The 13352-nt window shown below is 58.8% G+C and carries 12 protein-coding genes and 1 tRNA gene; 8 read left to right on the top strand and 5 right to left on the bottom strand.

The features are described from left to right. The first annotated feature begins 200 nt into the window (after positions 1–200). Genes ACLFLU_RS34965 through ACLFLU_RS34955 form a run of 3 tightly spaced genes read left to right on the top strand, consistent with a single transcriptional unit; the run spans position 201 to position 1857 of the window. Positions 201–368: a hypothetical protein gene (locus ACLFLU_RS34965; RefSeq protein WP_426409228.1), complete on the top strand. Its 168-nt coding sequence runs from the start codon at positions 201–203 to the stop codon at positions 366–368. 45 nt (positions 369–413) lie between these two features. Beyond that, on the top strand, positions 414–1034 hold the full coding sequence (locus ACLFLU_RS34960) for a hypothetical protein (RefSeq protein ID WP_426409227.1): 621 nt from the start codon (positions 414–416) through the stop codon (positions 1032–1034). A gap of 40 nt (positions 1035–1074) precedes the next feature. Then, positions 1075–1857 carry a DUF5677 domain-containing protein gene (locus ACLFLU_RS34955; RefSeq protein ID WP_426409226.1) on the top strand — a complete coding sequence of 261 codons (783 nt, stop codon included), beginning with the start codon at positions 1075–1077 and terminating at the stop codon, positions 1855–1857. 488 nt (positions 1858–2345) lie between these two features. Here ACLFLU_RS34955 and ACLFLU_RS34950 read toward each other — a convergent pair. Then, positions 2346–2421, bottom strand: a tRNA-Ile gene (locus ACLFLU_RS34950). A gap of 133 nt (positions 2422–2554) precedes the next feature. On the opposite strand from ACLFLU_RS34950, the gene ACLFLU_RS34945 reads away from it, so the two are divergent. From ACLFLU_RS34945 to ACLFLU_RS34935, 3 genes are all read left to right on the top strand, one after another. After that, the gene (locus ACLFLU_RS34945; RefSeq protein WP_426409225.1) at positions 2555–2842 is read left to right on the top strand and encodes a hypothetical protein; all 288 of its coding nucleotides are present in this window, start codon (positions 2555–2557) and stop codon (positions 2840–2842) included. Between the two features lie 711 nt (positions 2843–3553). After that, positions 3554–3820 carry a hypothetical protein gene (locus ACLFLU_RS34940; protein WP_426409224.1) on the top strand — a complete coding sequence of 89 codons (267 nt, stop codon included), beginning with the start codon at positions 3554–3556 and terminating at the stop codon, positions 3818–3820. Between the two features lie 426 nt (positions 3821–4246). After that, positions 4247–4513: a DUF3551 domain-containing protein gene (locus tag ACLFLU_RS34935; protein ID WP_084302866.1), complete on the top strand. Its 267-nt coding sequence runs from the start codon at positions 4247–4249 to the stop codon at positions 4511–4513. 275 nt (positions 4514–4788) lie between these two features. Here ACLFLU_RS34935 and ACLFLU_RS34930 read toward each other — a convergent pair whose 3' ends face one another. Continuing rightward, a complete protein-coding gene (locus tag ACLFLU_RS34930; RefSeq protein ID WP_375864702.1) occupies positions 4789–5709 on the bottom strand; it encodes a hypothetical protein in 921 nt (306 codons plus the stop codon). A 241-nt stretch (positions 5710–5950) separates the two neighbouring features. Between ACLFLU_RS34930 and ACLFLU_RS34925 the strand changes: the two genes are divergently transcribed. Beyond that, entirely contained in the window at positions 5951–7522 is a 1572-nt protein-coding gene (locus ACLFLU_RS34925) for a S10 family peptidase (protein ID WP_426409223.1), read from the top strand. 179 nt (positions 7523–7701) lie between these two features. Here ACLFLU_RS34925 and ACLFLU_RS34920 read toward each other — a convergent pair whose 3' ends face one another. Together ACLFLU_RS34920 and ACLFLU_RS34915 are read right to left on the bottom strand one after the other, a co-directional pair. After that, positions 7702–10065, bottom strand: a complete 2364-nt coding sequence (locus ACLFLU_RS34920) for an LPS-assembly protein LptD (RefSeq protein ID WP_426414134.1) — start codon at positions 10063–10065, stop codon at positions 7702–7704. Between the two features lie 825 nt (positions 10066–10890). Continuing rightward, a complete protein-coding gene (locus ACLFLU_RS34915) occupies positions 10891–11679 on the bottom strand; it encodes a hypothetical protein (protein WP_426409222.1) in 789 nt (262 codons plus the stop codon). A 795-nt stretch (positions 11680–12474) separates the two neighbouring features. Here ACLFLU_RS34915 and ybgC point away from each other — a divergent pair. After that, positions 12475–12918, top strand: coding sequence for a tol-pal system-associated acyl-CoA thioesterase (gene ybgC / locus ACLFLU_RS34910; protein ID WP_426409221.1), 444 nt, complete (start codon positions 12475–12477; stop codon positions 12916–12918). 173 nt (positions 12919–13091) lie between these two features. Here ybgC and ACLFLU_RS34905 read toward each other — a convergent pair whose 3' ends face one another. Then, the gene (locus ACLFLU_RS34905; RefSeq protein ID WP_426409220.1) at positions 13092–13292 is read right to left on the bottom strand and encodes a hypothetical protein; all 201 of its coding nucleotides are present in this window, start codon (positions 13290–13292) and stop codon (positions 13092–13094) included. Between the last annotated feature and the right edge of the window lie 60 nt (positions 13293–13352).

Below are 13352 nucleotides of genomic sequence, written 5' to 3'. Positions count from 1 at the left end.
GCCGTTTTCACCGCCCTTCCAGATGCGAACTCCGCTTTTCTCGGCGGGTTTAAGCGAGCGCAATCCATTCAGCACGTGCATGTGTGACAGAGAGCGACGGGGCCGCCAACCGCCTGGATCCCGTGAAAATAAACTGGCAGGCTGAACTAGCCTTGCGAAAATCCCGTCTGTAATGAGGAAGCTCCGACACGGAGGCTTCCATGACCGCATTGCGCGACGTGATCACCTATGTCATTCGACGACGTCCCGGCATCACCGACCGGGAATTGACCGAGGCCATCTACGGCTCGGACCAACGGCACCGCAGATCAATGCCGAGTGCCGGCATTGTCCCGACATCGAGCGGCGACGGGGCGCCTCGCATATAATGAACTACATTCGAGACGAATCAATTCCTTCCACGAGGTCGGAAGATGCGAGTGCTCATCATCGAGTCGGGCCGCGCCGACGATTTCTACAATGATGAATTGGACGGTCCGTCGACCCTTCAGTTGCTCAAGCTCCAGGGCTACAAACCAGATATCCGATATGCTCTCGATCGCACTCATCTCAAGCGCGCCATCGCAGAAGCCACGGCGAGCCGGTATCGGGTGGTTCACCTGTCCTGTCACGGCAGCAGCACGGGCATTTTTCTGGGTGACCTGACCAAGGTCAGCTGGGCGTCGCTGGCCACGTATTTTCAAGGCGGCAGGTACTGCCCGGCTGTGCTCGTCATGTCGGCCTGTAAAGGCGCGTCGAGCGGCATCAGCGAGGCCTTCGCTGATTGCGATGATCGCCCTGAAATCATCTTCGGTTCCAGAAAGAGCCTCAACTACGACGATTACGCGGTCGCTTGGGCGATCCTCTACCGCCGTCTCGACATGAAGAGTCTACGAAGGGCCGCGCAACTCGCCTTGCGTGAAATATGCGCGGTGGTTGATCCGTCGTTCATGTATCGCCGGTGGGACGATGACAGCGAGCGCTATCTCAATTATCCGCATGCTGGCGTCCAATACGAAATCAAGCAAACCGGAGACGGGGAAGACGATGACTAAGGAAAGCGAGACATCGTCGCTTCGCGAAAGGATTGACTCAATGAGCCCGGACGCGACGGATCAGAAATCGAAATGGTTCGCTTTCGCTGACGAACTGTTCGAACTCGCGAGCGCGATCTATGCCGAGGCCGACTTTATGGAGACGGAAGCAGGGGCCGCCGATCCGCGGGTGATCGCGCTAACTTTGCTATGCCGTACGGTCGGCAATTTCCGTGGTGCGCTCTCGATGATCGAGCAGCAATTGATCGTCGAGGCGCGCACACTCACGCGCTCCTGCGTCGAGAACCTGATCTGGATCGACAAGCTTGCCAGAGATGGGGCTGGCTTCGTCAAGGAGATCGTAGCGAACGAGTACAAGAGCAGGGAGATGCGCGGCCAGGTGCTGGCGCAGTGGGCGTCCAGCCAGGAAAACGAACTTCCTTTTGCCAAGGACTTGCATGCGTATTTGAAGGGCATCAAGGGCAGGCCGAAAGAGCTGCTCAGCGTCAAAGCCTTGGCTCAAGCCGGAGTTCTCAAGGACTCTTACGTCATCTACGGCCAGCTGTCTTCAGATGCCGCGCACCCTTCGGCGGATTCGCTGGGCCGGCACATTCAACGAAACAGCGACCATTCCATCGCGATCGTCGCCGATGGGCTTACGGATGAAGGCGAGACCTTGCAAACGCTCGATTTCGCATGCGCGACGTTCCTCAGCATCTGCGTCGGGGCGAACCAGATCATCGGAGGTGTGCCGTCAGGCGCCGAACTGGAGCGGCTGTTCCAGGCGCTCATCGCGCTTCGACAGGGCCAGTCTAAAGTCGGTCCTGCGGCCCAGACGAGGTGAAGATGTGCCGGGGTATCGATCAGTTCAAAGGCGCGCGGATCGTCGCCGTGGTCCCTGCCATTCAGCAATGCTTCGGGCATCACGCGTCCGGCCGAGTCGAACCGACGACTTGAATTGTCGACCGAAAAGGGGAGAGGTTGTCGGGCTTCGGTGACCTTGAACCCGGATGACGGCGGGTGCACGCTATTTGATGGGCCAATTCGACGGCGATGCCGTATTCCAATGCCGACGCTTGCTGTGGTGCTCTCAGTCGAGAAGGCTCACGAACAGCCAAGCCTGTCCGCTTCTGGCCTCTGCGGGCCAACCAAGATTTGAAAATTTGTTCTCGAGCTCAGACCTCAACAGACGTGGCACTTGCTGCGAGGGAACGACAATCGTGGAGTTTGAGCCGCCTTCGCTTACGAACGAAATGAGGATGTATCTGGTGCGGTTCCTGGTGCGGCGGCCGTGCTGCAGGCAACAAGAACGACGTAAGCTACTGATCATGCTGGTGGGCCCGGCAGGACTCGAACCTGCAACCAGACCGTTATGAGCGGCCGGCTCTAACCATTGAGCTACAGGCCCCCGCCGCGGGCAATCGCTAAAAGGCGGCCGGACGGCGTGCCGGGATCGTTTACAGGGTGGCCGGCATTCCGGCAATCCCATATCGCCGGCCGTGGTGCCGCTGAATTGGCTCGCGCGCGCAAAGGTGCGCATTGTGCCGATCGACGACAGTGTGACGAAAGACGAGCAGGGCACGATCGACCTCTACTTCCGCTGGGGTCTCATCAAGTGGAAGCTTGTTGCCGCGGATAGTGTCGATCGTTCCTTCTCGGACGCATTCGCCAAGGGAGCAGGCTTGCGAGCCCACCGCCGCTCACGCTGGCCTTTCTGCTGGCTCTCTGTTCGGATCGAATCCTCTCCCAGTCATGTGAATCTGCGCCTGAAAAGGCACAGTGTCACTTTGGCTCATCGCTACGTATTGCACATGACCTCGGCCGTTTAGCATCTCTATACGAAACAGCGAAGTCTCTTCGCAGATCGAGACGAATGCCTTCTTCGCCTCTGTGTCCTCGAAGAAAAATGCGCCCCTTCGGAGCCCCGCTCAATCGACCAGTCGACTTTGTTTTTTCGTGCAATGCGCGATGCCTCTTCGCGCAAATGGTCTAATTGCCTGCCGGAGGCCCGAACAATCACACAATCTATCATTTCCACCGCTCACTAACTCAGAAATCCAGTTTACGATGTATGGCCGGGCGTCACCAGCTGCTAATCTTGGCCAACACCTCTTGCGGTCGCCGTAATACGGCTGACCGCGTCGAGACAAGACCATTACACGCCTTGATGCAAGCCGTCCGAGAGAGGTCCAGGCCGTGCAGATTGTTTGAAAGAAGGTGGTGGTAATCCCTTCCAGACCGCATCCTGTTCCCAGCGGGGGCCGCATCGAGCTACGTTAAGCCTCCTGAATGGCAAAACTAGGAAACGACGCGTTCTAGGTCTAGGATCGTTGCGACCGGGGCTGGACTACATTGTTTCACGATGGGCATTTTGAACCCGGACGGCCGCCGGGAATATTTATTGTTGGCGGCCTTTTTCAAGGAGAAGCGGATGAGGGATACGCTGCCCTATCTGGCGATTGGCGTCTGCGCCATGGTCGCATGCCTGGCTTGTGATGAACTGGCTCGTCTAGCGTGGTCGAGTCGTGGGGGGTACGTCAATGCATGACTGGAAGAGCGAACTCGATGCGCTCGTCGCTGAAACAATGGCGTTCGCCAAATCGTTGAAGGTGGAGATCGAGCGGCCCCGGCCGCACCCAAAAATAGTCGACGAGCGAGTTGTCCTCAGCTTGCCCGACTATGGCGCCAGCGAACGCGATGAGATCAGGAAGCGGGTCGAGTGCTTCAAAGCGCATCAAGAGCGCTTCATGCGCGAGCGCGAGGAGTATGCCGACTCGCTGCTGCGCCGAATCAGGCCGATCACCTAGAAGAGCTCGTTCAACCTTTCATGAGCCCTGTCAGGTCCCTTGGGATCGTGCAGCTCAAGCGCTACGCGATCTACGGCAGGCCTGAGACGGTGAATTTTCTGCCGCTTCGGTCATTTGATAAGCTCGTCGTAGGGCTTGCCGCCGATCCGAACCGGCTCATTCCGGAGCGCGAGAGTTCTCAAGCTCGATTGATCCTTTGCCGCAGGGATTTGTTTGCCGCACATGTACCCCTCACCGCGCTGGAAAGATGCGTTCCTCTCCTGCAAATAGCAGGAATGCTGCTCCAGGGAGCGCCGTCACGCTCGAGCTTCTTTCGCAGGCGTTCGCCGGACGGGCTGCGACCGGCTATTTGCCATTGATTAAGATCAAAACATCAGATGAGAATCCTCTATCCTTCAGCAAGACTTAACGGAGGCTAGAGGTCTCATGCGCAACCTTCTGTTTATCGGCGTGCTTGCACTTCCCATCCTTGTCGGCTTTGGATCGCCTTCGACCGCCGCTCAGCGGGGGCGGTCGTACGTCCCCCCGGCTCGGCAGGACATTTATTGCCTGCAGGGGCGTACCTGGGGATATCCGGGCAATTGCCAGTTCTCGACCTATGACCAGTGCATGGCCACCGCATCCGGCACCTACGCCTATTGCGGTATGAATCCGATCTACGCGTTCCAGCGACAGGGAGGACAATTGCGCTGATGTGTGATCGTCAAGCATGATCGAGACATTCCTCTGAGTATTGCTCATATAGATGGACGTTCCGTGCAAGGTTGAGAGACGTTAGACTTCCGCCTGATCGGACGTCCCCCGTGCGACTGCCATCGCGATGCTATCTCCTCAGGTGCATCAAAACGCGAAGCAACAACGATTGGAACGCAGTGGCCCGTGGGCGTCAGGCGCAGTCGCTCTTTAATTCAAACAGACATCTGCTTGTTGCGCTTTTGTCAGCTTCTTCTTCCATAGTGAATTAATGGCTATTCTACTTTGGGTAGTTTTGCACGTGGCGCTCCTAACGCGAAATCGACGCTATCGTTGCCTCCTGTAGAATGAGGGAGATCTCCAAATGCTAGATGCCCCCACCACTGCGCTCCTGCGGGTGGTCCTCGACGATGTCTGCAAAAATCTTTCCCGGTACGATACCGGTGCTCGCACCCATGTCGCCTCGACAATTCTGGAAGCTGCGACCACAGGTGAAATAAGTCCTGACCGCCTAAAACAGATCGGTCGCGATGCTCTTCCAAAGCCCCGGTGATGTGGCTTCGCGCGAAGTTGTCACTGAGATGTGACGAACTATTTCGCACCGATTTCGGCGGCACGCTCGCGTCAGCATCCGAGATCGGGAGGAGAATCCGTCGCCGCCGAAGGAGCGGATTTAGGCGCACCATCAAAGGTCGGGTTTCGAGCGCCTTGGAACGTGGCGCGATGGTGATCGCGATGGTGATGGGAAGGGCTGTCAAGACAACGCTTGATGCCGCTTCCAACGGCAGTCGGCGCGCACCTTCCGTTGAATACATGGCGAGGGCGAGGGCGATCACTTGGGAAAAAGCTTCGGCGGGAGCATAGTCCGGCAAGCCAAGAAATCCTCGCCCGATGCCGTTTTTGTTGAGTTCTATGCCGACGAGATGCTGTTCTCTCGATTGCGCCAGGGTCACTTCAAGACGTTGGGACGCCGAGGCGACGCCATCACGGAGCCAGCAGTCGGGAACATTGCTGTTAAGCTCGAAGCGGATTTCGCCGGTCGCGCCTACGAACCGGAGATGGCGCAGAGCGGGCATCACTTCGTCCTGAAGCTTTTTACAAAAGCCGCGCTTGGCGCGATAGTCCGCAATCTCCGCTTCGGTTCGCGGTTCCTTAAAATACGCCTGTAGCGCCGGCTCAAAAGCCGCGATGCTCACCCTTGGCCCGCAGGTAGGCTTTGTGCCATCGCGCAGGCGGCGCGTGCCCTCAGGAATAGAGGCGACTACTAGACTTAGTAGGTTTGTTGTTCCCGACTCTTAGCTAACTGAAGAGAGCCGTTTGGCAGATACGCCTAGTGCAACATAAGGCAGAACCACGACAGTCCAGGCTGTCCCGCAACCTTAAACCGTCGCAATCGGCCGCTGACAGAAAGGTGCAGCCGGACCGGGAGAAAACTCTATGCTGTTCGATTTAACCGCACTGCGCCACATCCCTCTTACGCTGGCCCTACTTGCGTGCACCGTGATGGGGAGCGCCCGCGCCGACGATCCGCCGCCGCGTCCCGACGCCCCGACGCCGGTCGGCCAGAAGGGCGGGCCCGGCGCGCGCAGCGCCAGCGCGCCGACTTCCCCATCGGGGGCCGAGCAGCATCGCCTGCCGCCGGATTCCACCACCAAACAGACGCTGGAGCTGCCCGGGCGGACGCTTCGTTTCATCGCGACTGCGGGCTCGATCCACGTGTTCGACCACAAGGGCGAGCCGCAGGCCGACATCGCCTACACCTCCTATCAGCTCGACGGGACAGATCACGCCACGCGTCCGGTGACGTTCCTCTTCAACGGCGGCCCCGGGTCATCCTCTGCTTGGCTGCAGTTCGGCAATGCCGGGCCATGGCGGCTGCCGATCGATGCGGAAACCGTCACAGCGTCCGCCTCGCCCGAGGTCAGGCCCAACGCCGAGACGTGGCTCGATTTCACCGACCTCGTGTTCATCGATCCCGTCGGTACCGGCTATAGCCGTTTCGTGGCGACGGGCGAAGATGTGCGCAGGCGGTTCTATTCGGTCGATGGTGACGCCAGTTCAATCGCGCTTGTGATCCGCCGCTGGCTCGAGAAGCACGAGCGGCTCTCCTCGCCGAAATACGTCGCGGGCGAAAGCTATGGCGGCATTCGCGGACCGAAGGTTGTGCGCAATCTGCAGATGGAGCAGGGCGTCGGCGTGAAGGGCCTGATCCTGCTCTCGCCGCTGTTCGACTACCGAGAGTTCACAAGCACGAGCCTTCTGGGACTTGTCGCATCGCTGCCAAGCTATGTCGCGGTGGCCCGCGAAGCCAAGGGCGAGGACAGGGGGGCGGTCAAACGCGCCGATCTCGCCGATGTCGAAGCTTACGCGCGTGGCGAATTTTTGGCCGACCTCATCAAGGGCCAAGCAGACAAGGAGGCCACCAACCGTCTCGCCGACAAGGTCGCCGCTTTGACCGGCATTGACAAGGCCGTAAGCCGACGGCTCGCCGGGCGCTTTGACCGCGGCGAATTCCGCCGCGAGTTCGACCGCAAGAGCGGCAAGGTGACCGGCGGTTATGACGCCTCGGTGCGCGGCCTCGATCCCTATCCGGACTTGGATAGCTCCCGCTTCGGCGATCCCTCGGGCGATGCGCTCGCGGCGCCGTTGAGCAGTGCCGCCGTCGATGTCCTGACGCGCAAGCTCAACTGGCGGCCGGACGGCTCGTATGAACTGCTCAATCGCGCGGTCACACGAGCCTGGGATTTCGGCCACCAGAGCCTACCGGAGTCGCGTTCAGAGCTGCGCGAGATCCTTGCCACGGACGCGACGATGAACGTGATGGTCGGGCACGGCCTGTTCGATATTGTTACGCCCTATTTCGGCTCGAAGCTGGCGCTCGATCAGTTGCCGCCCTTTGCGTCGGCGCCGCGGGTCAAATTCGCGGTCTATCCGGGCGGGCACATGTTCTATTCACGCGACGCCTCGCGCCAGGCCTTTCGTGCCGAGGTTGAAGCGATGATGAAGTAGGGCGTGTAAAGGCAGCAGCGCTTGAACATCTGCGCGCTGTTGGTGCCAAAGGCTGAATACACTGCCAGAGTGAGGTGGAGGCGCAGACCGTTTGCGAAGCGCTGAACATTCGACTGGCCGAGTGTCATCTGGAATTGCATCAATTGTGAATTGTTTCTCTTCAGCAGTGACACCGTCGCTCAAAAACTGACCGAATTTACCCCGATCGTTCGTAGACCGATAGTGAGCAGGTAGGTCTTGTTCAGCACGGGCGGTGCCGAACCAACAGAGTAGTTGTAGGAACTTTCGTAATTTGCCGCCAGCACGAAGCAGTCGTCCACAAAGCCCGCGCCGAAGGCATACTGGTTGATCTTGTTCGCTTCAAGGTCCCAGCGCGCCGCGCCCTGAACCACCCAGTTCGACGCTACCTTGACCGATCCGCTGGTGAGAATGCCTTCGCGGTGCGTCAGGTAGCCGAGTTCCGGCTGCGCTGCGTAATCGCCATACGTCACGGCGACCGACCAGCGGTCGAAATTTGCGCTCGCCGTGGCCTCGAACCGGTTGATGTTCCAGGTCGCCTCGTCCATCCGCGAGCGGACGCTGAACGTATAGGTGCGGTTGGGCGAATAGGCGAGGCTCGCGACATAATCCGAACGCGGGTTCTGCAGGCCGGAGTCGATGCCGGTGTTGGTGACGTCGGCGACCGCGAACGAGTTCATCCCGAACATCTGGTAGGACTGTCCGAACATCCCCTTGATGCTGCCGCCGCGGTCGAACTGCGTGGTGGCCTGCACGCCGACATTGGCGCGGCTGCCGCCTTCGACGCGATCGTAGCCGGAGAACTTGTCGACCGCGAGCAGGTTGCTGGTGTCGAGCACAAAACTTTGTGCGTCCGCGCTCGGGAGCTTGCCGGCATCGGGCTCGTTGGGCCGGATGATGACTTGCGCGATCGGCTCGACGATCGTCGTGCCCCACGGCTGCACATTGATGAAGGGGTAGCGGTATTCGAGGCCGACGGTCGGCATCAGACGGACCGTCTGGGTGTCGCCGACCGGCAGGAAATTGGAAACGCCCGGCTGGTTCGAGATATCCGCGTTGATGGCATCGGCGCGGACGCTGGCGAACGGCGTCCAGATCTGGCCGAGCGGGTCGGTGTAGGACTTGCGCCACTGCGCCTCGGCCGTCAGCCTTGTGTAGGTGCCCGGCATGCCGCGCAGCAGACACTGCGACGGCAAGCGTGCCATCGGATCGGCGGAGGCGGTCGTGCATAGGCTGTTGGTGTTGGCGAGCGTCGTGATCGGATCGAACAACGCGGTCTCGCGGGTCAGGTTGGTGAAGTTCATCTTGTAGCTGAACTCGCCACCCAGGATCGGGCTGTTTATCACGTTGTTGTAGTCGATCACGGGAGCGACCACGGGGACCTGGTTCTGGTTGCCCGAGTAGTTGAGATAGTAGATCGCGCGCGCGTCGAAGAAGCTGCGGTTGCCGACACCGGTCAGATAGAGCTGCGTGATCGCTTCCGTCGGCAGCGACTGGATCGATCCGAACGGGTCCTTGTACTGGGCGAGCCGATAGTCGGACATGAAGAAGTAGTCGGACAGCAGCACGCCGTCCCAGCCCCAGACCCATTTGTCGTTCGGCGCGAACTTGCCCTTGGTGTCGACGCCCCAGCGGAATTGGCGGTCACCCGGCTGGCCGGCAAAGGCGCCTTGATCGAGCTGGTCGATGCCGTAGAGCCGAACCTGATAGGAGCCGTTCGACAGGCGCTGGCGGAATTCGCTCTGGAACAGCACGCCCTGCTTCGAGGTGATGCGCGGATTGAAGGTCGCGTCCATGTCAGGCGCGATCGCCCAATAATAGGGGATTTCGACGCCGTAGCCGAAGGCCGTGTAGCTGGTGAAGCCCGGCATCAGGAAGCCGCTCTTGCGCTTCACGGTCGGATCGGGCGTCGAGAAGTAGGGCAGATAGGCCATCGGAACGCCGAAGAATTCGAGCTGGGCGTTCTCGAAATAGAGCATCTTCTCGGTCTGGTTATGGATGATGCGCGCGCCTTTGACCTGCCACAGCGGCGGCTTCTTCGGATCATCCTTACAGGGCGCGCAGGCAGTATAAACGCCGTTGTCGAACACCGTGTAATTGCCGCCGGACCGGTCGGCGCGCGTCGCCGCCATGCGGGTCTGGTCTTCAGTGTCGACGCGCAGCGAATCGACGAAACCGTCGCGGTAGTCGTCGCTGAGATCCATGATGTTGGCGTAGGTGATCTTGCCTTCCGCATCGGTCATGCGGATGTTGCCTTCGGCATGAAGACGCTTGGTCTTCTGGTCGTAGATGACCTTGTCGGCCTCGACGCTGGTGCCGTTGTAGAACATCTGCACGTTGCCGACGGCCGAGATGCGGCTGTTGTTGTAGTCGTAATCGACCTCGGTCGCCTGAACGAGCATGTGGTTGTCGCCGATCACTTTCGGTCGGGCAGCTCGCGATTGGTGCTGATTGTAGATGAAGGCTTCCGCCCATGCTGTCGCGGGCGCAATAACGCCGCAAGTAGTAATAACACCCGCGATGATAAGCCTTAAACTTCGGCGGCGAGCGATCACGCATACACACTCCACGAGCTCGGTAAGGCGCTCCTGCCGACCGGGAGAAGCACCGCAACAATCCCAGCTAACGATCGCGCCGTACGATCCACGCGACAGGTCCGTCATCGCACTAGTCTGAATCAATCGGACGAGGTTCCATCTGAGCCGTTAAAGGGGCTGCGAACCGTCATCGACGTAACGGAATGCCTCGCATCTGAAGCAATCGACGTGCCATTGCATCTTTGGTGCGTTGGCGAACCCTGCCGTCATACCGTGGGGTTCGGGACATTGACGCCTCAGATCGGACGCGGATCGCCACGACAACAACATGAATCGCCCATGGTGACGATTCTCCAAGTCTAGTCAGCGAAATCCCCGCTGCCATACCGCTCTCTCGGCCAGCGTTAACGCGGCCCGTAAGCGAGATGAACTACAACGCGCGTGCCGCGCGAGTTGCGGGCGTTAACCAACCCGCCAAGGCGGTCGCGCCGGGTCTGCCATACCGGCAGCTCCTTCAGCAAGCCGCCAGATCGGGCCAGACGACCTTGTGCTCGTTGAGCATGTGTTCTTCCTCAGCGAACCTTGCGTGATTTTCCGTCCGTCCTCTGGTCGGATATACTTCTATGAAAAAGGCCAATGAGATGGCGGGCCAAGAAGGCAATCAGTGGTTCCAACTGCCGGCACTGCGCCTGCCACAGGATCTGTGCTGCTTCACCTTGGACGCCGGAACGTTGCCATCACGCAACAGCAAGCATCACTCACGCCTTTGGTTGCAGTCGCTCCCGTGGAAACGGTGTTCCAACCAGCCTGAACTCAATAAAAGTTAAGACCCTGATCATGAGCGGCTATCATTATTGGAGCGCCTCCGCCATTTTTCGCAAGCAGACAACGGCTCATAATGCCATTCGTAGCCTTGGCGGCCCAGTCATCCGCAATGGATCGTTCGACCGCTACGCGAGGAAGCCCTCTGCCGGGATCGGCAGCCTCTTTGACGAACGCGTCAGCCAAAGAACGCCGGAATCCGGAGATTGTTTGCGTGTTCGAGGACGAGATCGCGCACATCACAGCTTTATTGTCTGCGTCCATATACACCTGAGGTCCAAAGGCGTCGCGGCTGGCATTGAAGGCCATGATCAGGGTGTAGGTAATCTTGGTGCCGTCGGATGATGTAAATGTATGGATTCCGACGGAAGCGAAAGTAGATATCAGGACAAAATTGGTAAGACCATCCGCATAGAGTTTCGGACGCTGCTGCCCGACAACTCTTATTCTAACAAATTCGGCAATTTGATCCTCCGCGCAGTGTTCTAGAATGTGGCGAGTGCAGTTTGGTCTCTCATTGCTGGGCCGCGACTTAGTCCAATGGCCAAGACACGAGAGTGATGGAAGGCTGGCGGTACCCAGCGGAGCATTGGCCCGATCGATACAGAAAAGATCCATGACGGGTTTGGTCAACACAGAGCGTCGTTTCGACTGTCTGTAATCCAAAATGTACAGCGCAAGGATCTTTGCTCGAGAACTCGTCGGACCGCAGTCATCCGAGTCCGTGGCCAGCACACCAGGTATGCTGGCCACCAACATGGACGCGGCGGCGAGCAACATGATTCCCGCCAAATACAGGTGCGGCAAACATTGGTATCTTGGAATTGGCCTATGTACTAGCATAGCTAAGGAATCCACCGCCGATCGTAGCGGGGCGATCGCCGACGACTAGTCGCTCCCCTCGCCGGTGGCTCAGATGTCAATGCCCCAAAAACTGCCAAGGTCTTTGGTTCTCTCGGGAGCAAAAACGACGCCGTATGTGAGCGTCACCAAATGATCGACGCCCCGAAACTCGGGTGGCGCCGCCGTGAACAAAAGCAAGTGCCGTGCCTCTTACACGATGCAGATTTGCGAATTCTTCGTGGTTTGTGCGTGCCTTCGAAACATCGATACTTGTCTCGAACCTGACAAATTCGGTGCCGGTGCGTCGGAATACGTGCACCAGTGTAAATCGGCGTGGGGTCCGAGCGCCGATAGGCCATCCTAAGTGCTTGATCAACTTCGTATCGACGGGGTCAATGTTGCGCTCCGATTCACAGGATGGTCGACCAGTTGGCTCAACGGCCAGCATCAGCTCCCAGATGCGGTTTGCCATTCGGGCGCCGCGGTTGGCGTCGCTGGAACCCTGAAATTCGGCCGGGTGCTCCGGGCACAGATGCAGCTCATCCGGGATGCGGACTATGCGACGCAGGCTACCATCTACGGATTGAGGACTTTGGCAGCACGTGCCCGACGAGGTTCACGGACTGAGCATCGGCTTTGACGGGGCGTGGAGCTCAAGGTTTTTGGCGCTTGCTCAGAAAGCCGCCTCTGTGCAAGACAAATGGTTCCCGGAAGCGCAACAAGGAACGTACCGTGACAGCCTCTCTTGATGGCGAAATTCGCGGCGGAAGCCATCATATGCAGGTCCGCGTCTATTTTGAAGATACCGACTCTGGCCAGATTGTGTATCATGCAAATTTTTTGCGGTTCATGGAGCGCGGCAGAACGAATTACTTGCGCCTGCTCGGAACCAATCAGCGAGCGCTGCTCGCAGAAGCTCGGAACGATGCGCCCGGCTTTGCCTTCGTTGTCCGTTCGATGACAATCGATTTTCTAAAGCCCGCGGTGTTAGACGACGTGCTTGACGTCGTAACGCTCCTGCAAGAGGTGAGAGGCGCGTCGATTGCCTTGCTGCAGGAATGCAGGCGCGGAGACGATCTCCTAGTTGCGGCGCGTGTACGCGTGGCGTTTATCTCAGGCGGAAGGGCGCAGCGCATTCCCAAGGCGCTGCGACTTGCTATGGAAGGGCACAGATAAAATCTGCTCCTCGTTCACGCCTCGGCCGTCCATCGACCCAACGAAAGCAATCCGTTAGCCTTCTGTTGCGACAACGTACGATGAGGGCTCCTGCTTTATCCGGTAGCGACGGAGCCTACTCCACAACCCTACTGCATGCCCATGCGCTTACGACCCGATGCATCCCGATGCAGTCAATTAAGAACTGCGATTAACTGAGCCACAAGCTTTTCGCGATTTGCGGCACGCAGCTTATCAAGATTGATCTGCTTCCATCGGACTGCGGGAAGCTCTGCCGCTCCATCGACGCCGAGCAGAGCCCAATCTGGCTTCCCGAGCTTTACAGCGTCGGTCAGCTCGTTATAGACGGCACGGAAATTCGAGAAATCGCTCATGATCGCCCTGACTCAGCAATAGTATGTGGACAATAGCATGCGAACGTTTGTGCTAGACTG

This window comes from Bradyrhizobium ganzhouense (assembly GCF_049949285.1).
Classification (GTDB): Bacteria; Pseudomonadota; Alphaproteobacteria; order Rhizobiales; family Xanthobacteraceae; genus Bradyrhizobium; species Bradyrhizobium ganzhouense.
This window is presented reverse-complemented; position numbering and strand designations above follow the sequence as displayed.